This is a genomic window from Flavivirga spongiicola, from assembly GCF_030540825.1.
Lineage (GTDB): Bacteria > Bacteroidota > Bacteroidia > Flavobacteriales > Flavobacteriaceae > Flavivirga > Flavivirga spongiicola.
Window position 1 is genome coordinate 2,462,635 of the sequence record NZ_JAUOEO010000001.1, and the last position, 25,874, is coordinate 2,488,508.

20 protein-coding genes and 1 tRNA gene are annotated in these 25,874 nt (G+C 30.8%); 17 read left to right on the forward strand and 4 right to left on the reverse strand.

The genetic code is table 11. The features are described from left to right. The first annotated feature begins 1 nt into the window (after position 1). From Q4Q47_RS09820 to Q4Q47_RS09830, 3 genes are all read left to right on the forward strand, one after another. Entirely contained in the window at positions 2–925 is a 924-nt protein-coding gene (locus Q4Q47_RS09820) for a tetratricopeptide repeat protein (RefSeq protein ID WP_303306481.1), read from the forward strand. A 483-nt stretch (positions 926–1,408) separates the two neighbouring features. Continuing rightward, positions 1,409–1,765 carry a hypothetical protein gene (locus Q4Q47_RS09825; RefSeq protein WP_303306482.1) on the forward strand — a complete coding sequence of 119 codons (357 nt, stop codon included), beginning with the start codon at positions 1,409–1,411 and terminating at the stop codon, positions 1,763–1,765. Positions 1,766–1,783: 18 nt separating this feature from the next. Beyond that, positions 1,784–2,299, forward strand: coding sequence for a GldL-related protein (locus tag Q4Q47_RS09830; protein ID WP_303306483.1), 516 nt, complete (start codon positions 1,784–1,786; stop codon positions 2,297–2,299). Between the two features lie 10 nt (positions 2,300–2,309). Here Q4Q47_RS09830 and Q4Q47_RS09835 read toward each other — a convergent pair whose 3' ends face one another. Then, positions 2,310–2,876, reverse strand: a complete 567-nt coding sequence (locus tag Q4Q47_RS09835; RefSeq protein WP_303306484.1) for a hypothetical protein — start codon at positions 2,874–2,876, stop codon at positions 2,310–2,312. Positions 2,877–2,964: 88 nt separating this feature from the next. Between Q4Q47_RS09835 and Q4Q47_RS09840 the strand changes: the two genes are divergently transcribed. The 6 genes from Q4Q47_RS09840 (at position 2,965) to Q4Q47_RS09865 (ending at position 9,648) form a co-directional block, all read left to right on the forward strand. Beyond that, on the forward strand, positions 2,965–3,183 hold the full coding sequence (locus Q4Q47_RS09840) for a helix-turn-helix domain-containing protein (RefSeq protein WP_303306485.1): 219 nt from the start codon (positions 2,965–2,967) through the stop codon (positions 3,181–3,183). 145 nt (positions 3,184–3,328) lie between these two features. Continuing rightward, positions 3,329–4,561, forward strand: a complete 1,233-nt coding sequence (locus tag Q4Q47_RS09845; RefSeq protein WP_303306486.1) for a dsDNA nuclease domain-containing protein — start codon at positions 3,329–3,331, stop codon at positions 4,559–4,561. After that, positions 4,558–5,103, forward strand: coding sequence for a hypothetical protein (locus Q4Q47_RS09850; protein WP_303306487.1), 546 nt, complete (start codon positions 4,558–4,560; stop codon positions 5,101–5,103). Before Q4Q47_RS09845 ends, Q4Q47_RS09850 begins: the two co-directional genes overlap by 4 nt. A gap of 2 nt (positions 5,104–5,105) precedes the next feature. Then, the gene (locus Q4Q47_RS09855; protein WP_303306488.1) at positions 5,106–7,043 is read left to right on the forward strand and encodes an AAA family ATPase; all 1,938 of its coding nucleotides are present in this window, start codon (positions 5,106–5,108) and stop codon (positions 7,041–7,043) included. A gap of 56 nt (positions 7,044–7,099) precedes the next feature. Further along, entirely contained in the window at positions 7,100–8,701 is a 1,602-nt protein-coding gene (locus tag Q4Q47_RS09860; protein WP_303306489.1) for a hypothetical protein, read from the forward strand. Between the two features lie 11 nt (positions 8,702–8,712). Beyond that, positions 8,713–9,648, forward strand: coding sequence for a phospholipase D family protein (locus Q4Q47_RS09865; RefSeq protein ID WP_303306490.1), 936 nt, complete (start codon positions 8,713–8,715; stop codon positions 9,646–9,648). Between the two features lie 190 nt (positions 9,649–9,838). On the opposite strand, the gene Q4Q47_RS09870 is transcribed toward Q4Q47_RS09865, so the two are convergent. After that, a tRNA-Leu gene (locus tag Q4Q47_RS09870) sits at positions 9,839–9,920 on the reverse strand. A gap of 145 nt (positions 9,921–10,065) precedes the next feature. Here Q4Q47_RS09870 and Q4Q47_RS09875 point away from each other — a divergent pair. The 3 genes from Q4Q47_RS09875 (at position 10,066) to pth (ending at position 12,530) form a co-directional block, all read left to right on the forward strand. Then, the gene (locus Q4Q47_RS09875) at positions 10,066–11,007 is read left to right on the forward strand and encodes a ribose-phosphate pyrophosphokinase (RefSeq protein WP_303306491.1); all 942 of its coding nucleotides are present in this window, start codon (positions 10,066–10,068) and stop codon (positions 11,005–11,007) included. Between the two features lie 170 nt (positions 11,008–11,177). After that, complete coding sequence (locus Q4Q47_RS09880; protein ID WP_303306492.1) at positions 11,178–11,825, forward strand: 50S ribosomal protein L25/general stress protein Ctc; 648 nt, start codon at positions 11,178–11,180, stop codon at positions 11,823–11,825. Positions 11,826–11,903: 78 nt separating this feature from the next. Beyond that, the gene (gene pth / locus Q4Q47_RS09885) at positions 11,904–12,530 is read left to right on the forward strand and encodes an aminoacyl-tRNA hydrolase (RefSeq protein WP_303306493.1); all 627 of its coding nucleotides are present in this window, start codon (positions 11,904–11,906) and stop codon (positions 12,528–12,530) included. Between the two features lie 36 nt (positions 12,531–12,566). Here the strand turns inward: pth and Q4Q47_RS09890 are convergent, their stop codons facing one another. Together Q4Q47_RS09890 and Q4Q47_RS09895 are read right to left on the reverse strand one after the other, a co-directional pair. After that, the gene (locus Q4Q47_RS09890) at positions 12,567–16,070 is read right to left on the reverse strand and encodes a zinc-dependent metalloprotease (protein WP_303306494.1); all 3,504 of its coding nucleotides are present in this window, start codon (positions 16,068–16,070) and stop codon (positions 12,567–12,569) included. A 269-nt stretch (positions 16,071–16,339) separates the two neighbouring features. Further along, the gene (locus Q4Q47_RS09895) at positions 16,340–19,075 is read right to left on the reverse strand and encodes a zinc-dependent metalloprotease (RefSeq protein ID WP_303306495.1); all 2,736 of its coding nucleotides are present in this window, start codon (positions 19,073–19,075) and stop codon (positions 16,340–16,342) included. A gap of 165 nt (positions 19,076–19,240) precedes the next feature. On the opposite strand from Q4Q47_RS09895, the gene Q4Q47_RS09900 reads away from it, so the two are divergent. The 5 genes from Q4Q47_RS09900 to Q4Q47_RS09920 all read left to right on the forward strand — a co-directional run bounded on the left by Q4Q47_RS09900 (position 19,241) and on the right by Q4Q47_RS09920 (position 25,870). After that, on the forward strand, positions 19,241–19,696 hold the full coding sequence (locus tag Q4Q47_RS09900) for a hypothetical protein (RefSeq protein WP_303306496.1): 456 nt from the start codon (positions 19,241–19,243) through the stop codon (positions 19,694–19,696). 59 nt (positions 19,697–19,755) lie between these two features. After that, the gene (locus tag Q4Q47_RS09905; RefSeq protein ID WP_303306497.1) at positions 19,756–20,688 is read left to right on the forward strand and encodes a bifunctional riboflavin kinase/FAD synthetase; all 933 of its coding nucleotides are present in this window, start codon (positions 19,756–19,758) and stop codon (positions 20,686–20,688) included. Beyond that, positions 20,681–21,997, forward strand: coding sequence for an HTTM domain-containing protein (locus tag Q4Q47_RS09910; protein ID WP_303306498.1), 1,317 nt, complete (start codon positions 20,681–20,683; stop codon positions 21,995–21,997). The genes Q4Q47_RS09905 and Q4Q47_RS09910 overlap by 8 nt, the downstream gene beginning before the upstream one ends. Positions 21,998–22,227: 230 nt before the next feature. Beyond that, positions 22,228–23,499, forward strand: a complete 1,272-nt coding sequence (gene serS, locus Q4Q47_RS09915; protein WP_303306499.1) for a serine--tRNA ligase — start codon at positions 22,228–22,230, stop codon at positions 23,497–23,499. A 595-nt stretch (positions 23,500–24,094) separates the two neighbouring features. Continuing rightward, entirely contained in the window at positions 24,095–25,870 is a 1,776-nt protein-coding gene (locus tag Q4Q47_RS09920) for a tetratricopeptide repeat protein (RefSeq protein WP_303306500.1), read from the forward strand. Positions 25,871–25,874 lie beyond the last annotated feature (4 nt).

Here is a 25,874-nt window from a genome sequence, read left to right on the forward strand (position 1 = left end):
AATGAACGATGATTTATTTAATTTTTTAGACCTAAAAGAGTTTTTAAACGACTCTTTTTTTCTTAACCCTCTGAAGGAGAATTATTCCGATTATTTATTTCAATTGCTTGATCGGGCTGTTGATAAGTGGGAAAATGATGAAACTGAATTAGCCATACAGTTATGTGATGAATTCACTGCTCAGACTAAGGATATTTATATTGGTGAGTTTCTAAAGTTAGCTATTCAGCTCAAGGAAATTGATGTTGAAGAAAAGCTATCAACATTTGAAAGTATTAATCCAGATATTTTTAAAACTAAATTAGAGAAAGTCCTTTTTCATTTTTTTAAGGCATGCTTGTATTTTGTAAATCATGATATTGACGAAGCCAGAAAAGAATGCGACCTAGTGATAGGCTTAGAGGGTTCATTATATTATGCCTATTATATTAAAGCTCAATGTTATGCCCTTAGAGAATTACATAGCCTTGCGATCCCTGCTTATCTAATTAGCTTAAAAGGAGATTATAGAATAGATGAAATTAAGGTGAATTTAGCCTATAGTTATTTGAGAAATCAGGATAATTGGAAAGCATTAAGACTACATAAAAAGGTAGTAGATAAGTTTCCAGAAAATTATAAGGTTCAATATAATACTGGATTATGCTATAAAAGATTTAAGAGATATAAGAAAGCGATTAAATATTTTGATAGAGCTTTAAAAATTCACCAATCGACCCCAAGTTTCTATTTGACAAGAGGAAGAGTTTTGATGAAAATTAAAGAGCATAAAGAAGCTCAGAATGATTTATTAATAGCTTCAAACAACAATATAGCAATAGCTAAAGAGCTGTTGAAGATTAATGAATTAGTGCTTTCAGGAGATATAAATTCTAGAAAAGCAGAAATGAAAGTAAAAGAATTATTAAGAAGAACTACTCGTTAAAGATGATGGAAAGGCCTGTATTAATAGCAGCAATTATTCTAACTATAATTGTTGAAGTAGTTTTAATGGTTTTAGTGTATAACAAAATTGGAGATGAGAGATTGCCAATTCATCTTGGGAGATTGTTTTTTCAAGCAATTCTTATAGTATTTATTTTGATAGGTAAATCAAATAAGAGCTTATTCCTTCTAACCGCATACCACATAATTTCGGGAATATTCCTTTGGGATTCTGTAAATACACATGAACTTTTGGGCAAGAGTCTAATGATCTATCATTTTATTATTGGATTGATTATATACTTTCATGATTGGTTTGAAAATAAACTAAATTTAAAGAAGCTACGAAACCATGATTAGATATAAGGTTTTCAGAGTATCCATAGGTTTTCTTTTCTTTCGCTTTTATAGCAATACAAAGGTTTATACAATCAAGAATAACTTTGTCTTAGTTTCACTATCTATATGGTACACTTTAATTTCAATGGTGTTTGGTTGGTGGGGAGGATTTAAATCCATTAAATATACTTTAGAAGCAATTCATGTTAACTTATCTGGTGGAATAGATTATACGGAAGAAATGAATGAAACAGAGTATGATGATAAAACTAACTATATATGGAATAATCTACTTCGTAAAACAATAGAAAGGGTTAAAAAGGATGAGGTCGAAATAATTATTGAAATTCAAGAAGAGTTTGAGCGATTAGGTAAAGAAACATTTACAGAAGAAAATATTGATTATATATATTCTAATTTAAGTAGAATAAAAATATACAATGTAACAAGAGATGACATTAAGGATGTCTTTGATGCTAATCAGTTATATTTAAACTCTTAATACCCAACAGTAAAATTTATGAAGACTAAAAATTACAATTATGTTTCGGTTATAATTATAGGTCTAGTTATCGCTTTAATAGGGTTTGTAGTTTCAAAATTAACTTATAGTCCAGATGCTGAATTCTGGACTCAAATTGGTCTGGCAATAAGTGAATTTTCTGGATTTCTTATGTTAATTCGCAATGGCACTTTTATTAGAACTAAATATTTCAGAATATTCAAAGTGGTCTTTGCTATCATAATCATTGGTGCATTAGCTAAAATATTATATTGGCAATACAATAATATAATTATGATTATTGGTTTTGCATTAGCCGTATTAACTTATTTCTTTAGTTTTCTTAATAAACCTATTAGAAAAAGACTTGATTATTTAAAACTAGTTTGGGTTATTGTTGCTTATACAGGTACTATACTTAAGATTTTACATATTACCAGTTTTGACTATCAAATATTATCAAGTGCAATTATGTGGCTTGCTATAATTGATTACATGAAAAAAGAAAGGGAAAAACGAAAGTTATTTGATTGAATTAGTTTGTTTACAAGTCATTAAATACCTCTTCCAACTTCTCAAATTTAAGTTTACTAAAGTTAGAATTAGGTAGCCAAAGACCATCATCTTCGCTATATAAAATAGAAAAATCATCACTATTCAAATATTTCTTAAGAATTGACTTAGCTCGATTTCTGTTTACTTTTAGTGTCATCTTGTATTCTTCAAAGTAATTTTTACTATTTTCTTGGTCTAGTGGAACAGCAGTTATTGTAAGCTCATTTATATCAGTTTGAGCAAATGTCTGAAACGCAACATAAATAATGTCTCTTTTTACAATTTCTTTTTTATTCTTTTCTAAATCATTTTGAAAGACAGGCTTAGAAACTTGAATATGCAAATTACTACTGTCTTTTGATATAAACTTAAGAGAGCCGTTCTCTTCGTAAAAGTCGTTGGCATATGATAGCATCTCTTTTACTGTCTCATATTGTGGTAGGGGTTTTTCAACTATGTTAGCTTTTGTTTCAGATTTACAAGTCAATAATAGAGTTGCAATTAATAAAGTCAAAATTGATTTTTTAATCATTTTGGAGTTTGATTTTTTATTCATATTGCTTTTTAAATATTTAAAAACAAATATATATAAAAATGACCAATGTGTCATTGTTGAAATTAATTAAAGATATGACCTTGGTGTCATGGAAAATTTCTCAAAAGATGAGGTTTTAGTACAACTTGCACAAAGAATAAAAGTTCTTCGTAAACAAAAGGGTGTGAGCCAGCAAAACGCATATAATGATACTGGTATTCACTTTGCAAGAATTGAGCAAGGTAAAAGAGATATTAACTATAGTACACTTTTACGAATTTGTGTATATTTTGAGGTAAGCTTAAAAGATTTTTTTAATCAGATTTAATTTTTTTTTTTAATATATTTGGCTATCTTATTTGTAAGATAATTCTCTCTCTCTATTAATTGAATTATAGCATAGATAGTATTAAGAATATAATACTTCTAAAGGTTAGTGTCTTTTGTTTTGTAACTAGCGACTAAACATTTTAATGAATAAAAGTCCAGATAAAGAAATTGATTTTAATGACCCTGGAGATGAAACTCTAAAGAGATATGCATATCAGGTATATTATTCTATTTTGATTGCACTCAGCATTTTAGATTCTGAAAATGATATAGAAGAAGTTTTCTGTGAGCAATTCGAAGATGTTCTAGCAAAAGAATCATCAGGTAAATTTATAGGTATTCAAGTAAAGACTAGAGATTTAAATTTAGGTCCCTTTAAGTCAATTGATAATCCAGTCATTAAATCCTTAAAAAGGTTTGTAGACTTGGATAAGAAATTTCCTAATCAATTCAGAAAATTTGTTTTTGCTACAAATACAGGTATGGATTCTTCAACATCTCATTATAATTTAAAGCATCTAATTTTATTAGCTGAACTAGACAGTGTTGATGAACTTACTAAAGCTAGGTCTAAAGGGAAAAAAATAATCAATCAAATTTGCAAGGAACTATCATGTGATATTGAAGATGTGTTAAATACATTAAAAAAAGTAGAAGTACATTCTAAATATGCAAATCTTGAAAACATCAACCTTCACATAGTAGATAAGCTTACAAAGATGTCTCTAACCAAAGGTCAAAACTTGGGAGTTTTGAATTCAATAGCAAACAAATTATTTGGCTATCATTTTAAAGCAGCTGCCTTGCAGAAAGATGAAAATTTGGTTGAAAATTATTTACAGCAAAAACCTGAAATTGAGATTCAAACTCAACAAAGAATTGAAGGAAAGAGAATAACAAAGGAAAAACTAAATGAGTTGATTTCTGATGAATTGAAAAATCCTGTATCGTTGTTTTTAAAAGACACTACTAATTTAGCTCAAATTCCCAAAACCGATAGCAAAGTAGAATTAAAAATGGATGCTGGAGGAATAAGTTCCGAAAACATTGGTTTAATGAAGGATTTAAAATATTCATTAGAAACTTATTTAATGGAATTAATGTACAAAGAAGGCACATTCGATGCTAGTAAAAAGTACAATCAAATAAGATTATTAGTAAATGCCGAGTCACAAGAAGCATTTGATGATGAATATAGTGATGAGAATAATTTTGGCACTTCAATGCTTGTCAATCTTAGAAAAAGATTAAAAACGAGCACTAAGGAAGATGCAGATGGAGTACTAAATTTTCGCTATGAACACTTAATGGGTATGTCATCTATATTAACAGAGGATTGTAAAGTATGGTGGAGTAAAAAATTCGACATAGAATGAACTTATTTGAACACTTATTAGAATTAGAAAGAGAAGAAGATAGTCATTTGGGGCGAATTCTAATCTTAATAAATATTTTTTCTGGAACGGAAGGAAAAGACTCAATAGGGGGGCTTACCAAATTAGCCAAACTTGACTTTTTATTAAGGTATCCATTATATCTAGAAAGAGCTTTGAACTCAATTAATAAAAACCCAGAACGAGTTAAACTAAAACAATATGAAAGGAAAAGCGTAGAATCTAAAATGATTCGGTTTAAATATGGGCCATGGGATTTTAGATATCGTAAGTTTATAAATGAACTTGTTGGTAAAGGCCTAATATATATTCGTCCTCAAGGTAGAACTGTCCATATTGGGATTACGGATTATGGTAGAAAAATTGTACTTGAATTAATGAATGATAATGTTAATCAAGATTTAATTACTAGAGCAAAAATCATAAAAGGAAATTTTAATAAATCCGGCACTAATTTGATGCATTTTATATACAAAACATTCCCAGAAATAGGGACATTAAAGTACGGTACAAAAATAAGTTAATTATGTATTTTAGATTTCAATCTTTAATAATTCAATGCAGAAAAGAAAGAGTTCTGATCAATTTATCTCACCAAATATCATTTTTTCATGGTAAAATTGGTTCAGGTAAATCATCACTCGTTAGGTTAATTGATTTTGCCTTAGGAGGGAAACTTGAATATACTTCTGCAATTAATCAAGAATTTGTTTCATGTACATTATCAATATCTATTGGTGAAAACGATGTAATTATTGATAGGGAAAGTAAAACTAATAATGTAAGAGTAACTTGGACTGATAGTGATAAAGAGGGTTTTACTTTACTAGCACCAATTGATGCTGACAAAAACCCGATTTTCGGGGAAACAATACACAATCTGAGCGATTTATTATTTTTCTTGCTAGATATTGAACCTCCAAAATCCCGAAAGAGTAAACTTCAAGAGGATACAGAGATGGTTAGGGTTAGTTTTAGAGACTTTATGTGGTATTGCTATTTAAAACAAGAGTATCTTGACTCTTCTTTTTACAGGTTAGAAGATACATTTAAACGTAATAAATCTCGTGATGTTATGCGTTATGTTGTTGGATATCATTCAGAGGAGTTGAGCAAACTAGAGGGGCTACTTTTTAGTTATAAAAATGAAAAGAGTAATTACATAAGTAACGTTGAAAGCCTTAAAACTTTGATGACAAAATTTGATTTTGAATCTGTTGACGAAATTGAGAAAAAGGCAGAAACAAATAAGAACAAGCTTTTTGATTTAAAAAAGCATAAAGATAAATTAGAAAGTGGTTACCAATCAGAAACACACCTTGTTGATTCATTAAGAAAAAACGCTAGAAAGAATATTGTTAACCTTGAAATATCTCTTAATGCACTTAGTGATTTAAAAAGTAGAATTGACGACCAAATATCACTTAAAAATGAGTTATTAGCATCAAAATTTAAAATGGCAAGATCGATTTCAATTGCCCATGTTTTAGACAACGTTAAGTTTGATTTATGCCCTTCCTGTGGTACGGACATTAAAAATGCTGTAGTTAATGAAGATGATTGTTATTTGTGTCACTCTGACTTGAATAAGCCTGATGAAAAAGCTAACAATATAGAAACTATAAGATTAGACATTGATTCAAGAATTGAAGAGCTTGATAATTCTGTTATTATCCATAAAAAAGAGTTAGATAGGCAAAGGAGGTTAATAAAAAAACTTGAAAATTTCAAAGAAAATATTGATGACAGAATTAATACTGAATTAAAAAATTACGATTCTAAATATTTAAGTTCATTCAGGGAGGTTGATAGAAGTATTGCTACGATAGAAGAAAGAATACGCGGATTTAATCGCTTAAAAAAAATACCAACTGAAATTAGTTTGATTGAAGGGAAAATAATAAAATCTGATTCAAATATTAGTAAAACAAAAGAAAGGATTCTAGCTGAAAAAAATAAGTTCAATAAAGCATCTAAAATTATAAGTGAATTAGAGACTAAATTTGTTGAAACACTATTAGACATTAGTTTCCCTGGTGTAAATAAAGGTGATATTGCAAAGATTAACAGAACTACTTGGAACATATATGTATATCCTAAAGGTAATGAAGACAGAAAATGGAGTTTTGAAAATGCAGGTAGTGGAGGTAAAAAGACTCTTTTCAATGTAGCATACTTATTATCAATTCACATTGTTGCTGAAAATAATGGTTTACCTCTTCCTAATTTTATTATTATTGATACACCAATGAAAAATATTGGGGAGGATGTTAATTCAGAAATTTTTGATAATTTTTATAAGCTTCTTTACAATTTGTCTGCTAACGAGTTGTTAAACACTCAATTTGTAATAGTTGATAAAGATTTTGTTATGCCTGAATTTGAAGTTGACCTTTATGATAGATATATGACTCCTGATGATCCAGATAACCCACCATTAATTCCATATTATAGAGGAGCTTAAAAATTTGTGTTATTATAAATTAGTTTTGTAGAAAATAAATTTAGTTATGTTGTACAATGGTTAACCATAAAATAGACATCTTTAATTACATCAAAAGCGATGTTGAAAATAAAATTTACAATAATCCAGTAAAGTTGATTATTAAAGCAAATTCTTTTGAAAAAGCAAAAGCAAGCTTGACCATTAAAAAAAATCAAACAACAATATCTTTTCAAAACGTAAAATTTAATAGTGAAATATCAATTAATGTAGATGAAGGAATAGAAGATGAAATATCAATAGGTTTTCATAATTGCTTTATTGATTCCTTTTCAGATTTTGCTTTAGAATCTAAGAATATGGTGCTGTTTTTTGGAAATTGTTTTGTCCAAAACCTAAGAGTTCAATCGAGGAATTTGAAATCAATTAAGCTTAATAATTGTTTTGGTAGTTATTTTATTGAAGGAATAAAAAATGTCAATGTTTCTTATTCTGAAGAGAATATTTTCCTAAAAGATTGGGTGAATCAAATAAAAACAGAAAAACAATTACAAAATCTATTAAATTACAAAACTATTTTTCATATCACAGATGCAGAAAGCATCAATTTTTATGGGCACGAAATAGAAGAGAAAAGAAAACAGCAATTAATTAAAGAAAGATTGTTAAAGTCTGATGGGAAATATGAAGGATTTGGTTTGGATAGGCAAGCGTATAAAAAAAATAAACTTAAACGTATTCTTACGTTAAAAGAAAAAGAACTATTAAATATTAATATTGATTTAAGTTATAATATTGGTTTTAATCATATTAAAACACAAGTTAGTAATTTATTGCTTGAGGCTATTTCTTTAGGAGGTAAGGCGAAAGGAGAGGTTAGGATTGAAGATTGTAAAATCAATAATATTTACATTAGGGATTTTTCACCTAAATCAGATTTTTCTTTATATAATATTAAACCTTTAGTTGGTAAAGGGAATTTTGAAGTCCATAATTCAAATTTGGATAACACATGGTTTAATGCGGTGAGTCTAAAAAATTATTTTGTTGTTTTTCATAAATCATCTTTTATCAACACTAAATTTTCGTCTACAGTTTTTCCTTCTGTAAAAGAACTTAAGAGCTCTATTTCTTCTGTTAAAAATATCCATTACCCTAACGAAATTAAAGATAAAAAGTCTTTTTATAGAGACATGTATGAGCTGTTTTTAGAGTTAAAACAAGCTTTTGATAAAAGAGGTAATTCTTTTGAATCTCAAAAAATGAAATCAGTAGCCCATGAATTTTTATATAAAATTGAGGATTGGAAAGTATCTAAATCAGACTTTTGGAATAATAAAATTATACTAGGGCTTAACAGACTTTCTAATTTTCATGGAATATCAATTAGAAACGCTTTTTTTTTAGCATTAATTATAATTCTTGTTTTTCACTCTCTAAATGTACTTTCTTTTGAGTCTGTAGAATTTGGATATAAAGATTGGGGAGAATTTAAAGACATTGTTTCTAATGAAATACGATATTTATTTTCTATTGCTAACCCAGCTCACAAATTATCTTCTTTAGCGCCAGTGAATGAAATTACTGGATGGACTTATATGACAAGTTTCTTTTCAAGAATTTTTATTGGATTTGCTTTTTATCAATTTGTTGCTGCTTTTAGAAGATTTGGCAAATAATAAAATAAAGAATGGCACAATTTTTAAATACTACAAAACTAAACTACTGGATACCTAAACTTATTCAAGAGGCAGAAAAAGAATTAATATTAATTGTTCCGTATATACAAACTTCAGATAATATTTTTAAGTCATTGAAAGTAGCAGACGAAAGAGATATAGAGATTATTTTAGTATATAGAGAGAATAAACTTTCAATTAAAGAAAAAAACAAGCTGCTTTCACTTGGTAATATTAATTTATTACATCATCCTAACATACATTGTAAATGTTATTTTAATGGAAATTGGCTAATAGTCGGTTCTATGAACCTTTATGATTATTCGGAAAAAAATAACCGTGAAATGGGAGTTTTATTTAGTAATGATGATATTGAAGAAAAAGAGAATAAACAGTGTTTATTAAATGCGTTTAATTTCCCGGATGATGATGATATTTTTATTGATGCAATTAATGAAATAAGAGAAATTGTAAATGGTTCTAGTGCTGAGAAAGTTAGCGAGAGAACAAAATCATCATCTTTTGAAATAGAAATCATTAAAACTGATCAAGAATTGGAAATAGAACGTTGTAATGAGATAAATAATCATTTCCTTAATAAAAAGTTTAAACCCTTTGAGAACTCAAAGGATGAATGGTTCTCGCGATGTGATAATTTTTTTGATAAGGTAGATGTTATATTTCATCATCATAGATTAGCAATTACTCTCAATTTAAATGAAAAGCAATTGAAAGGGCTTTATAAAGAATGGATGAAAACCTATGATGAATTTGAGTTTAAAGGGTTCAAGTATTACTGGAATTATTACTCTGCTGATATTTTAGTGTATAGAGATTACAAATATGATTGGGATAGTATAGAAGAAAAAGAAAAACTATATTATAAGAAGTTAAATGAAGGTATCAATTTAATAATTAAGAAATATAGAAGTCTTACAGGAAAGTAATAGATAAAAAAAGCAGTATATTTAGAAAGCACATACTAATTAAATACAAATAATGTAAAAGATGCATTAATTAAAACAAATTTTTTATTTTTTAGTAGTAAATCATTTTTAATCGTACATAAACCGTACAAATAACAAAAATAAAAATCCGTAAACAATTAATAATCAATTGTATTACGGATTATATGTGTACTCAAGGTGGGAATCGAACCCACACTCTCGAAAGAACTGGATTTTGAATCCAGCGCGTCTACCAATTCCGCCACTTGAGCATATCGGACAGCAAAAATATAGATTTTTTCGATATTAAACATAAAAATACCAGTCAATATACTTTTTAGGTTAAAATAAATGTATAAATTTGCACCTCGTTTAAAATAAGGTGCTGTATTAGTACTGCAAAACAACAAGTTAACTATGCCAATTATAAATACTGAAGCCAAAATTTTTGCATGTACACAAAGTAAAGTTCTTGGTGAAAAAATTGCTAAGGCATTTGGTGCAGATTTAGGCAATGTAATTACTTCTACTTATAGTGATGGAGAGTTTCAACCGTCCTATGAAGAATCTATTCGCGGAACCAGAATTTTTATTATTGGCTCGACGAATCCAGGCGCGGAGAACTTGATGGAAATGTTGTTAATGATAGATGCAGCAAAACGTGCTTCAGCAAGGCATATTACTGCGGTATTACCATATTTTGGATGGGCAAGACAAGATAGAAAAGATAAGCCTCGTGTACCCATTGCAGCAAAATTGGTTGCTAAAATGTTAGAAGCAGCAGGTGCTACTCGTATTATTACGATGGACTTGCACGCAGATCAAATACAAGGATTTTTTGAAAAGCCTGTAGACCATTTATTTGCATCTACCATTTTTCTACCGTATTTAAAAAGCTTGAACTTAGATAATTTAACAATTGCTTCTCCGGATATGGGTGGTTCAAAAAGAGCTTATGCATATTCTAAAGCACTAGCAAGCGACGTCGTTATTTGTTATAAGCAGCGAGCCAAGGCTAATATAATTTCGCATATGGAATTAATTGGAGACGTTACAGGAAAAAACGTCGTATTAGTTGATGATATGGTTGATACTGCAGGTACATTGACAAAAGCAGCAGATTTAATGATGGAACGCGGAGCGTTAAGCGTTAGAGCTATTTGTACGCATCCAATATTATCTGGAAAAGCTTATGAGAATATAGAGAATTCAAAATTAGAAGAACTCATAGTAACTGACTCGATACCATTATCACAGAAGAGTGATAAAATTAGAGTTTTAAGTTGTGCAGACTTGTTCGCGGGGGTTATGGACAAAGTTCACAACAACCAATCTATCAGTTCACAATTTGTAATGTAATCCTCTCTCGACCTCCCCAAAGGGAAGGAGTGTTAGATAAGAATGATTATTAATTAATATATAAATAGAAAATGAAAACGACTTGAAATATAAATTATATTAAATTTTAAAATAAAATTTATTTTCAATAAAGTTTACATAATACAATTAAATTAAAATAAATAACAATTATGAAATCAATTACAATCAACGGATCTCAAAGAGAAAGCGTGGGCAAAAAAGCGACAAAAGCCTTACGTAATGCTGGTCAGGTTCCTTGCGTATTATACGGAGGAGATAAGCCAGTTCATTTCGCAGCAGCAGAATTAGCATTCTCTAAACTTGTATACACACCAAATGCGCATACAGTTGTGATTGCTTTAGATAGCGGAGAGACTTTAAATGCAGTACTTCAAGATATTCAATTTCACCCGGTTACAGACAGAATTTTACATGTAGATTTTTATCAATTATTTGAAGAGAAAGAAATTGCTTTAAATATTCCAGTTCGCCTTGTAGGAAACTCAAAAGGTGTTAAAAACGGTGGTGTCTTAAGGAGAAATAACAGAAAATTACGTATTAAAGCACTTCCAGCTAATTTACCAGATTTTATAGAGGTAGACATCACACCTTTAAAAATTGGAGATAAAGTTGCTGTTGGAGAATTGCTAAATGACAAGTATACATTTTTACATACAGACAACACTGTAGTATGTCAAATTAAGACTTCTAGAGTAGCTGTTGAAGACGAAGAAGATGAAGAAGAAGTAGCAGAAGGAGCTGAAGGAGCAGAAGCACCTGCAGCAGAAGGGGCAGAAGCACCTGCGGCACAAGAATAGATATATTCTTAACTTAAATATTAAAAGCATCCTGAATTATTCAGGATGCTTTTTTATTTTTACAGAAACATAAGAATTATGTGTCGGTTTTTATTCAAACTATTTAAGAAAAAAAAAGAAATAGAAGAACAAGATGTCATGAAGAAGTATTTAATAGTTGGTTTGGGGAATATTGGAGAGAAATATGCAAATACGCGCCATAATATTGGATTTAAAGTATTAGACCATTTCGCAAATAAAGAAGAACTAACTTTTGAAACTCAAAAATTAGGAGACCTTACTACATATAAACTAAAAGGAAGAACGTTTATTTTTTTAAAACCTAATACCTATATGAATTTAAGCGGAAAGGCCATATTATATTGGTTAACAAAAGAGAAAATTCCTTTAGAAAATTTATTAGTCATTACAGATGATTTAAATCTGCCTTTTGGAAGTATTCGATTGAAAGCAAAAGGTAGTGATGGTGGGCATAATGGATTGAAGGACACTCAAGAAAAATTAAGCACAACGAAATACAATCGTTTTAGATTTGGAATTAGCGATGTCTTTTCTAAAGGGAGACAGATTGATTATGTTTTAGGTGAGTGGAATGAAGAAGAGTCAGATAAACTTAAAGAACGCTTAGATAAATCAGTTGAGCTTATAAAATCCTTTGTTTTAGCAGGAATGAATATTACAATGAATACTTTTAATGGTAAATAAAAGAAATCGCCTAAAAAGTGTCAAAAAGCCCTCTTTTTATTCAACAATGATTTTTTTAGTAGATTTTCGAATAGCATCACTTACACTTAAAATATACATACCAGATTGTACATTATTTAAATCGACACTTTCGTTAAAGTCTCCAGTACCTTCAAATACGTTTTTATAAATAAATTGTCCTCTTACATCAAAAACCTCGACAGTAATCTCTCTAGATAAAGCTCCGTTTAGTTTAATATTGAATTTTCCGTTGTTGTGGTTTGGATAAACAATTAGGTTGTCAAAACCAGATGCTTCAATAGCTAAGGTTGGTATTATTGTAACGGTGTAATCTTCTACTTCTCCATCAAAACCATTTTCGGAAGGGATGGGCTCCTGATCTCCAGAATTCCCAATATATCTGGTAGCTATTCTCATAATAGTATTTCCTAAAATAGCATCAATAGGAACATTAATAGAAAGTGGTGAATTGTTAGTTGCCTCATTTGAAACATTGGTAGCGTCACCTAAATCATATACTTCACCAGGATCATTAAAACTTGAATTTTGATTCCAATCAATCCATACTTTTGTAGCGGTAGTAAAATCTCCTTCAGTATTAACATTTACAGTTAAATCGTATGCATTATCCCTATTTAATTCTGTGCTTACAGTTGATGAGTAATCAGAATAGTCAGAAGGTTTTTCAGAAGTTTGGTTAATAGTATTAAATTGAACCAAAGTTATTGAAGTGTCATATTCAAAATCTGATGGCAATATATTGATTGTGTAATCTTCAACCTCTCCATCAAAACCATTTTCGCAAGAAGTCGGTAATCCATCATCTTTAAATTTTGTTGAAACCCTCATAATAGTATTTCCGGGAATAGCATTCATAGGAACTGTAATTGAAAGCGGCGCATTACTAGCTGCTCCATTAGCAACATTAGTAGCGTCTCCCAAATTATATACTTCACCCGCGTCATTAAAACTACAGTTTTGATTCCAATCTATCCAAACTTGAGTATTAGTAGTAAAATTACCATCAGTATTAACATTTACAGTTAGATCATATGAATCATCTCTATTTAAATCTGTAGTTATAGAGGTATAATCTGAGTAACCAGAAGGTTTCGCAGAGGTATTATTAATAGTGTTGAATTGAACGCGTGTTGTACTTGTACCATACGTTGTGTTTGCAACGGAAGCACACAGTCCATTGAAAAGAGGAAATGCTACATTCTTATTTTTTGTCACAGATGTTGAAGTTCCGGTAATTATTAAAGGATAATTACCTTGAGTAACACCATCTAAACCACTAATAGTCATAGTGACACTTCCAGAAGCACTTAAACTTGTTGGTGAAAAACTAACCGTAGAGCTTCCGGGGTTTCCTGAAACACTAAAAACAGTATTTTCTGAAAAGCCATTCGTTGCAACATAGTCAAAATGAAATGTTGCTGTAGTTTCTGAACAAGCAATTGGATCTAAAGTCTCATTGATTATAAAAAAATCTGGACTTGTAGAAATAGAAAAATTAAAGTTAGAAACATCATAAAAAATATTATCTGCAGCTTCAATTAATAGTCGTGCTGTAGACGTATCTGGAATGGCCGGAACAGTATAACTAAAAGCCCCATCATTAGGGGTGTTTGATACTATAGTAGTAGGAAATGTTAGTCCGCCATCTGTTGATAGTTTTATATTCACATTTTGGCAATTTATAGTGCCGTTTGTTGTTTGTCCAACTTCCCATTCAATAGTTTGCATAGACCCTTGAGCCCAAGAAACAGGATTGGTAACAGTAAAAGGAGTCACATCTTCAACTGTAATTTGCATGGTGTCATAACTGCTTTGACCGCCTGAGAAAGAAGCTGGAGATCGGTCTCTAACAGTTAATGCCCAATTTAAAGACCTCGCAACCGTTGACACCGTTTCCCAATCACTACCTAATGTAGGATTGGTTTGTATGGTATTACCAGCAAGAACACTGCTGAGTTTAGGAATATATCTATCGGGAGAGTTTGAAGGAGGAAGCGATCTATTAGTTGGTCCGGAAGTTAACTCAGGACCAAAATTTAAGTAATTGGTTATACCACTATCTATTTGTTCCCAGCAATATGTTAGGTTATCCCCGCCATCTAAATCCGTAGCAGCTCCTCTTAAAACATAAGCGGTTCCTTTAGGTATGTTATAATTGTTCCCAGCATCTGCACTTGGTGGATTGTTTGAGATAACTTCAGTTGTTTGACAACTTTTGGTGCTCAGGTTATCTAATACTTGCTTAATACTATGGTAATGAAAATAGTCATCACTATTTAGTTCTACATTATTAGCACCTTCAATACCGGCATAAGCCATAACGGAGGTACCACTTCCAGGTTCAGAATTAACACCCGTTCCTTCACTATCAAAAGCCCAGGTATGATTGGCTCCCATTTGATGTCCAATTTCATGAGCGACAAAATTTATATCAAAAGTATCCCCTTCAGGCCCACCGCTTGATGGTGATGTATAAGCACTTCCTTTAGCATGAGATGATGATCCTGTAGGGTTTTCACAGATACAGCCAATACAGCCTGCATTTCCACCACCACCGGTAGCTCCAAATAAATGGCCTATGTCATAAGCGGCATTACCAATAACACTGGTTAAATTGTTTTGAAGTTGTAAACTCCATCCATTAGAGTTGTTAAAGTTATCACTATCAGTACCAACATTTGCGTCAGAATAAGGGTCTGTAGCGGCATTAGTATATATTAATTGTGTGGCATCAACAAGTTCGAAGGTCACAGCCATATCAGTCTCAAAGACTTCATTAACTCTACTTAAAGTATTGTTTATTGCTGCGAGTGCATCAGCTACGGCATCACCATTTCCGGCATTACCATCATCATGATAAGCGGTGTATTCTGACGTCGTGGAAATGGCAATTCTAAGTTTTTGCAATGTTTGATTGTTAGCACCACCTTCATTAACTTTTGCCGTTTGATTCGTTTTGTTAAATGACTTATTTAATTTATCCAGCGTTTTACATTCAAATATGTCAGCAAAACCATTTTTAGAGCTTTTATTGTATACAACATATTTATTAGAGCCTTTTGTTAAAGGCTGCATAAATACAGTGGATTTATTAATATAAGAAATCATGGTTTGTATCCCTTGAGGAGACATGCTCATTCGCAGACGTGTCCCGGAATTATCTGTGCTAATGCCTACATACGATTTAATGTTTGGGTATTTAGAAGCGAGCTCAGGAGAAAAAACAGGAGCTTCATAAATTCTAAAAGTTTCAATGCGCCCATTAATTCCAGGTACAGTAATAATAGTATTTTCTTTTTTGTTTTTAGAGCTTCTTAAGGTTGTTGAAACGGTACTGTTTTTGAACGACGTCATATCAAGTTCAAATAGATGAACTTTATCTTTAGTTAAATGAAATTCAGATAGCTCTTCAGAATTTTTTAAATTTTCAACCTGTTTCCATGAAGAATTTTGAGCATTAGTTGAAAATGCAAACAAAAGCATTGTTATTGATAAAACATAATATAGTTTTGTTTCCATAAAAAATATTTAGGGCATTTTTATTAAGCGATCTATAAACAAATCTAACTTTTTTAGGTCAAATTAACAATTTAACTTGTTAAATGGATAAAGTAAAAAACATTGAAACTTATAAACCTGTAGAAATTACAGTTGTAACCATTGGTACTTTTAATAGTGTCCGAGTTGGGAAAAACAGGGTTAGCTGAAGGTACAAACACCTACAGCTCAAGAATAGGCATATTCAACTTTAAATATTGGAATGACTCTGTGTTATTCTGGATGCTTTTTTATTCAACTATAATTTTTCTAGTAGATTTTTTAATGCCGTCACTTACATTTAGTATGTACATGCCAGACTGTACATTATTTAAGCTAATAATTTTATTAAAATGTCCTGTGCCTTTGTAGCTGTTTTTGAAAATAGTACGCCCTCTTAAATCATGAACATCTATATTAATTTTATTTGAGATTGATGCATTAAAATTAATTGTAAACTTACCTTTATTGGGGTTGGGAAATATTTTGAAATTTTCAAAACTAAATTCGTGAGTGCTAAGAGTAGCCTCTGTAGTAATACAGAATTCAACATACCAATCGTTAAAAGTACCTTGATCTCCGTTTTCTCCATCAGCAATAGTAAGCGTCCAGTTGCCAGAACTTCCTAAACCTTTAAATATATTTAATGAATTTTCAGGGGTGTAAGTTCCAGTAATATTATTTCCACAAACTATGGTATTTGTATTATCCTCGAATGTAATATCAAAGTTTTCATATCCAGCACCAATAAAACAATTTTTATTCCATACAGCTGTATTTGTGGTGGTGTTTGGATGAGTGAGAGTCACGGTTAAGTCGCTTATAAAAGAATGAGTAACATCTACATTTACTTTCACGCTGTTAACTGTTCCACTCGCAGGAACATTAATAATATTTGAAACTTGTTGATTATCTAAAATTGAAAGATTTAAATTAGAGTTTGAGCTAAATTGTTGATTACAAGTTGTAGTTATTGTATACCCAATGGAGAAATCAGTAGAGTTTATAGCAAAGAATATATTTCCAACCGCCTCAACCATAATTCTAGAATATGGGGCAGAAACGCCTACGGGTAATGTTACGTCTTCTGTACCATCATTATTTGTGTTAGAGGACAATAGCGTAGGGTATGTTAATCCGCCATCTGTAGATAAACGAATGTTTACTAAAGAAGTGCTTATAGGAGCCAATGTTGTATTGGCTATGTCCCAAGTTATGGTTTGAGTACTATTAACCGGATAGCTAATTGATGACGTGTTTTGAGAGGTTACCAAAAATGGACCACCACCAGTATTTGTAGTAACAACCATATTATCTGTTGCAGTTTGCCCGCCTCTTGTGTCATTATCCCTTACAGTTAATTGAAAATTAATAGCTCTACTAACCGAAGCTAATTTTTCCCAAGTTGTTGACCCTCCAGAAGATATTAAGTCTGATAATTTAGGAATATATCTAGAAGTATTAGAAGTGCCTTTAAAAGAACGAACTAAAGGACCTGTGAGACTGCTTTCAGAATAAGTAGCGCCATGTGATGTTGCTAAATCATACTGTTCCCAGGTATAAGTATGGGTACCCGTACCATCAACATCAGTTGAAGCGCCAGTAAGTTTATAAGGTGTAGAAATAGGAATAGTGTAATTATTCCCTGCATCTGCAGTAGGAGTGGAGTTCCCCGTACTAGTAGTTGTAACACATGTACTGCTATTTCCAGAATTTATATTTGCCCAAATCATTTGCAAACTTTTTTGATGAAAATAGTCATCACCATTAGCTTGTACATTACCTGGAGAGCATATACCAGCGTAACCCATAATAGTACTTCCACTACCAGGCTCATAAGAATTTGTTGAACTCCATTGACCCGAAGTACAGCTTCCATTACTACTAGACCAAGTATGTGGTGCTCCAAATTGATGCCCCATTTCATGAGCAACAAATTCAATATCAAAAATGTCTCCTATTGGGTTTGCTAAACCTGTAACTCCTTTAGCTTTATTTGCGTCTACACATGGTGAGTTTAATATAGCCACACCGCCGCCGCCAGTACTAAAAACATGTCCTATATCGTAATTGCCAGCTCCTATAGCAGCATCAATTATAGATTGATTTTCATCAAGCATGTCCTCACCATCATTATTAGTATAACCATCAGGTTCGTTAAGAAAAATAATACTTGTATTATCAATAAGGTTCATTGTAAGAGATAAATCGTTTTTAAAAATACCATTAACTCTATTCATGGTAACTACCATAGCAGCTAAAACAACTGCTTTTTTTTCGCTATCTGTAACTGGTGGTACAGGAGCAAGGTTAATATGATAGTTAGAATACTCAACAGTTGATGCTAATGCTAAATCGTAAGTTCTTAGTAAACCATCATTTGCATTAATCATAGATGCTGCTTTTTCAGATAGATTTTCAGAGGCTGTTAAATCATCTATATAATGGCATATAAAATCCTTTTTTAAACCTTTTAAATCTGTTTTTTTATAAACCTTATAGTTTGAATTTCCATAACTAATAGGGTCTATAAACTCTGTGCTTTTATCTGTAGATAATAGCATAGTATGAAGACCTTGAGGCGTAATACTTAATCTAATTTTACTTGAAGGGTTGCTAACACTCACACCTTCATATGTTCTTATTTCAGGATGTTTTAATTGGAAGCTAGGCTCCATAATGGAAGCTTGTATAATTCTAAAAGCTTCGAAACCGCCTTCAGAATTCGGGAAATTTATAATAACATCAGACGTTGTTTTGCTTTTTGTTTTTGGAGATTTAGTTAAAGCTTTTTTAAGATTATTGATATTTAATTGATAATAGTTGATTTTATCAGACCCTGCTTTTTGAGATGTCTTTTTCCCCTGATAAGCTTTTTCTTTAGACGTTTTAACCCAAATAGATTGTTGGTTTTGGGCGGTTATATTTTGTGTGAAAAAAAATAGAAAAACAAAAAAACTAGTAAAACTAGAGAAAGGCTGTTTCATAAGGTTAAGTATTTTATTGGGGTAGGTCATCAATAAAAATACATTTTATAGTTGTGAATGACAAAAATTTGATGTTGTTTTTAAAATAATATATCTTTGATTATGAGGTTTTTGAAATTAATAATTTTTATTTCAATCGTTTTATCATGTAAAATAAAAAGCGAAATGGCTTTGGGTAATAATCAAGAAACCTATATTGAATATTGTCCAGAAGATGGTAGTTGTTCCTTTGAAGTAAAACAGAACGAACAGCTAATTTTAAAACATGATAATTTTGGTATGCTTTACCCTGAACTATTAACTGGAGATAAAGTAGTACTTAAATTTGAATACAAAAGAAATCAAGAAAAGGACGTTTACGACGGTAGCTATACGGAACAGGTGTTTATAGAGTTAGATCCAGATCAAATTGAATTAGAAAAAGAAAATCTTAAAGGTATTAAAATACTATTTGCACGTTTATGTTATTGTAAAGGGCAAACAGGATATTATAGGGTAAAGGAAGGAAAGATCATTATAAAAAAGCTTCAGGATAAAACATATGAGATAGAACTAAAATTTAAAATTCATGATATCCCTCAAATTATAACTCAAATAAAGAAGGTTTTTAATTTGTTATAACATAATAAGAATGTTTGTTAATATATGTTTTATGTCTAATTTTACACAAAACTTTTAGGTTGAAAATTAGCAAGGCCCTTAGTATAGATTCTAAAACGAAAACTGTTGTAACCATTGGAACTTTTGATGGTGTTCATGTTGGACATCAAAAAATAGTTAAGCGTTTAATTTCTACAGGAAAAACAGACGGTTTAAAATCTGTAATTCTAACTTTTTTTCCGCATCCCCGGATGGTTTTACAAAAAGACTTTAATATAAAATTAATAAATACTATTAACGAACGACGAGATATTTTAGACGGTTTAGGTCTAGATTATTTGGTTATTAAAGAATTTACTAAAGAATTTTCTCGACTTTCGGCTGAGGACTTTGTAAAACAAATCTTGGTTGATAAACTCAATGTAAAAAAGGTGATTATTGGTTATGATCATAGATTTGGGAGAAACAGAAATGCCAATATTGATGATTTAAAAAAATTTGGTGAGATTTACGGGTTTGAAGTGGAAGAAATATCGGCGCAAGATATAAATGATGTGGCAGTTAGTTCGACTAAAATTAGAAACGCTTTAAAAGAAGGTGATATTATTAAAGCCAATACTTTTTTAGGGTATCATTTTACCATAACAGGAATAGTAACAAAAGGTAAGGGATTAGGGAGGCAATTAAGTTTTCCAACGGCCAATATTAAAGTTGAAGAAGATTATAAATTAATACCTAAGCAGGGATCGTATATTGTAAGAGCTGTTATTGATAAAGTATCAATTTATGGTATGATGAATATAGGTTTAAACCCAACTGTTAATGGTGAAAAGGAAACTATCGAAGTTCATTTTTTTAATTTTGATAATGATATTTATGGTGAAAACATTCAAATTGAATTATTAAACCGTATTCGTGATGAAGAAAAATTTAAATCGGTTGAAGCCTTGAAAATACAATTAAAAAAGGATAAAGAAACGGCACTTACCTACATAGCAACACATCATGCTTAATAAATGGTTATTTAAAAACATTGATAATTCGGCATTAATAGTTTTCCGGATTATTTTTGGACTACTTTGCTTTTTAGAATCAGTTGGCGCCATTTTTACAGGCTGGGTAAAGAAAACGCTTGTAGAACCAGAATTCACCTTTTCTTTTATTGGGTTTGAGTGGTTACAACCATTTCCAGGAAATGCCATGTATTTCTATTATGTCATTATGGGCATATTTGCATTATTCATTATGATTGGTTACAAATATAGGCTGAGTGCCTTGTGTTTTGCCTTCATGTGGGCTGCCACTTATTTAATGCAAAAATCATCCTATAATAACCACTATTACTTATTGATGCTTTTAAGTAGTATGATGGTGTTTCTTCCTGCACATAAATATGCTTCAATAGATGTGAAATTAAATCCTAAAATAAAGAGTTTTTCAATGCCTCATTGGTGCCGCTTGATTATTGTATTTCAGCTTTTTATTGTGTATACCTATGCTTCCATTGCCAAACTGTATCCAGATTGGTTAGATACCAGTGTGATGGAAATACTTATGAAAAGTAAAGAACATTATATGTTGGTAGGCGACATGCTTCAACAAAAATGGCTGCACTATATTTTAGCTTATGGAGGTATATTATTTGACGGTTTAATCGTTCCGTTATTATTATTTAAACCTACAAGAAAATATGCTTTTATGTCTTCTATTTTCTTTCATTTGTTTAATTCGATCGTATTTCAAATAGGTATTTTTCCTTATTTGTCATTAGCATTTACCTTGTTCTTTTTTGAGCCTGAAATTATTCAAAAATTGTTTTTAAAAAAGAAGCCTATTTATAAGTCGGATGACGTTGCAATTCCAAAGTTTAAAAAACCATTATTAGTCCTGTTCTCTATTTATTTTTTAGTTCAAATAGGATTACCTCTAAGGCATCATTTTATTGAAGATGATGTACTTTGGACAGAAGAAGGGCATAGACTTTCTTGGCGTATGATGCTTAGATCGAAAAGTGGCAGAACGAACTATATAATTAAAAACAAAGACTCAGGTAAAAGTTTTACCGTTAATTTGAATGACTATTTAACGACTAAACAGCAGCGTTCTGCAAGTACAAAACCAGATGTTATATGGCAATTTGCACAACATTTAAAGCAAGAGTTTCAAAATAAAGGTCAAGAGATAGCGGTTTATGTTGATTGTAAAATAAGTATCAATGGAAAACCTTATAAAACATTAATAAACCGAGAAGTAGATTTGACAAATGCTGAATGGAATGCGTTTAAGCATAACAATTGGATTTTACCTTCAAAAGAGGATTAATACCATTTGCATTTTGAATCTACTGCAATAAAACACCCTTTTTTCCTTTCTATTTCATTATAAAATGAAACCGTAGACTAGACTATGCTTTATGCCCAGTCAAGCTGAGCACATGATTTTCTAATTTATATAAAGTAAAAAATCATCATTTTCTTTTACAGTAAATTCAAAGTGTAAATGGTATGAATATCTCAGTAATTTCCTAAATTTGTCGCTTAAATTTTCAAGACATGTTACAGGTTCCTTTTATTAGAGAAAATAAAGAGTTAGTCATTGAGCGATTAGCAAAAAGAAATATAGATGCTACTCAAATGGTAAATGAAGTTATTTCCTTTGATGAAGATAGAAGACGTATCCAAACAGAATTAGATAATACCTTAGCAGAGTCTAATGCATTATCTAAAGAAATTGGGAACTTGTTCAAATCAGGGGAGGCTCAAAAAGCAAACCTTTTAAAAGAAAAAACAACTCAATTAAGAGAAACATCAAAAGAACTTACCGAGGCACTTAATAATAAATCTGATGCGTTAAAGGAATTACTCTATAAAATTCCTAACGTACCAAATGAGATTGTGCCTTCAGGGAATTCAGATGAAGATAATCTAGAGGTTTTTAAAGAAGGAGATATTCCTGTTTTACACGAAGGTGCTTTGCCACATTGGGAACTCGCAAAGAAATACGATATTATAGATTTTGAACTTGGAAATAAAATTGCAGGTGCAGGGTTTCCTGTTTATAAAGGTAAAGGAGCGAGATTACAGCGTGCATTAATTGCTTATTTTTTAGATAAAAATACAGCAGCAGGTTATACCGAATATCAATTACCACATTTAGTCAACGAAGCGTCTGGTTTTGGTACAGGACAGCTGCCAGATAAAGAGGGGCAGATGTATCATGTAACCGAAGATAATTTGTATTTAATACCGACAGCAGAAGTACCTGGAACCAATATTTTTAGAGACGTGGTTTTAAATGAAAGTGATTTACCTATTGGTATTACGGGGTATACACCATGTTTTCGTCGTGAGGCAGGAAGTTATGGTGCACATGTTAGAGGTTTGAATAGATTACATCAATTTGATAAAGTTGAAATATTACGAGTGGAGCATCCAAGTAAATCTTACGATGCTCTGGAAGGTATGGTAAATCATGTGAAGACTATTCTTCAAGAATTAAAACTACCATATAGGATTTTAAGACTTTGCGGAGGAGATTTAGGGTTTACATCAGCATTAACATACGATTTCGAAGTATTTTCTACAGCACAAGACAGGTGGTTAGAAATTTCTTCTGTGTCTAATTTTGAGACCTTTCAAGCCAACCGATTAAAATTACGTTTTAAAAATAGTAATGGTAAAAACGAATTAGCACATACGTTAAATGGAAGCTCGTTAGCACTGCCTAGAGTACTTGCTGGAATTTTAGAAAATTACCAAACTAAAGACGGTATTGTGATACCAGAAGTACTTCAATCTTACACGGGGTTTAGTATTATTGATTAAATATTGTTTAAAAAACACAAAAAAAGACTACAAAGACCTGTGAATGCGTAAGTTTTTTGCACCAATAATCGATTAAATGCAAGTTTGACATGCCGTTTAACGATTATTTTTTAATTCTTTTTGTAAAAAGGTATATATTTTAGATGTTAGCTAGACCAAACCTAACAAACCTACCCGACCATGAAAAACCTTAAACGTATTATAATCTTAATTACATTAATCTTTTTTGCAAGCAAAGTTTTATTTTCAGATTTCGAAATTTCAAAATCTGAAAATGAAGTTACAACAGTGATGAATAAATAGACAGCTATTTATTTCATTTATAAAACTGTCCCCAATCATATATTACATCGTTTTTAATATTAACAATAGTTAATGGAACATTTATTTTGGTTGGTTTGTGCCCGAATTTTTATTCGGGCATTTTTTTGGCGAAACTCTATTTTGAAAAGTTTTTAAAACGCATTCAAAATAGTAAGTTGAGCTAATCCCGCTTCATAGCTGGATCCCATTATCTTTCTTGGTAGTTTTAGTGTATCTTTAAAAATTCATAAATATTACAATATCTACATATTACATTTCTTATATTTACGATATGAGATGTATTCATATTTTATTCATATTAATAAGTACAACGATGTTTTCTCAAAACGATATTCTTGCGAAAGAATATTTCAAAAAGGGAGACTTTCAAAAAGCATTGTATGAATATAAAAAGTTATATGCCAAATCGCCTTCTAATATTAATTACATCAATGAGATTGTAAACACTCATCAGCAATTAGAACAATATGATGAAGTAGAAACGTTTCTTTTAAAATTAATGGAGAGAATTAATTATCCCTCCTTTTTAGTAGAATTGGGTTATAATTATCAACTTAAAAACGATTTGGAAAATGCTACAATTAATTACAATAAAGCTATAGCAACTATAGATGCCCGAGCTAGCAATGTGTTTGCTGTTGCCAGAAGTTTTCAAGGACACACACTCTTAAACGAAGCAGTTGTATCTTATGAAAAAGCGATGTTGATAAACCCAGATTTTAATTTTAATCTGCAATTAGCCAAAATATATGGGGAGCAAGGAAACATAGAAAAAATGTTTACTAGCTATATTCATTTTGCAGAATCTAACCCGCTTAGTTTAAATAATATTAAAAGGGCGATTAGCGAATTTATAAGTGAGAATAGTGCTAATGAAAACAATATAATATTTCGAAAAGTTTTACTCAAGAAAAATCAACAAGCCCCTAATTTGCTTTGGAATGAAATGTTAAGTTGGTTGTTCATTCAGCAAAAAGATTTTAATAAAGCATTCATTCAAGAAAAAGCAATTTTTAATCGACAGCCGGATAATTTAGGTCGCATTGAAGAGTTGGCATTAATAGCCTCTAACGAGAACGAAAATGAAGTTGCTAAGGCTATTTTTACATACATCATTGAAACCGCACAAGATTCGGACACCAAACTAAAGGCACATTATAATTTAATTCGATTAGAGACAAAAGAAAGTTTAAAAGAGAATTATGCTAGTATTAATGCTAAATATTTAGCGCTGTTTAAGGAGTTTGGCACATTTTCACAGACCTTAAAACTGCAAATAGCCTATGCTCATTTTTTGGCATTCTATATGAATGAAACCAATAAAGCAACCACATTTTTAGAAAACACATTAAAATTACCTCTAACGAAATTACAGAAAGCAGAGGTGAAATTAGAGCTGGGTGATATTTTGGTACTACAAGAAAAGTTTAATAAAGCTTTACTTTATTATACACAAATTCAACGTAATTTGAAAAATAGTACTATTTCGCAAGAGGCACGTTATAAAGTAGCAAAAACAAGTTATTATAAGGGTGATTTTAAATGGGCAGAGTCGCAGCTTAAAATTTTAAAGGCTTCTACCTCGCAACTTATTGCCAATGATGCACTAGATTTAAAACTACTTATTTCTGATAATAAATATGAAGACTCTTTACAAACAGCTTTAAAACTTTATGCCAAAGCAGATTTGCTTGCTTTTCAAAATAGAAATGAAGCATCTATACTATTGTTAAATAAGATTTTAAATGAACATAAAACCGAACCCATAATAGCTCAAACTTTATATAAGCAAGCCCAATTGTTTGAAGTTAAAAAGCAGTATGAAAAAGCAGAAACCAACTATGAGGCTATTATTGCTAATTATAGAGATGGTATTTTGATAGATGATGCTTATTTTAAGTTAGCTGAGATCTATGAAAAACAACTGAATCTACCAGAAAAAGCTAAAGCGTTATATGAGTTAATTATCTTTAACCATGCCGATAGTATTTATTTTGTAGATGCCAGAAAACGATATAGAGCACTACGTGGTGATGCTATTAATTAGACGT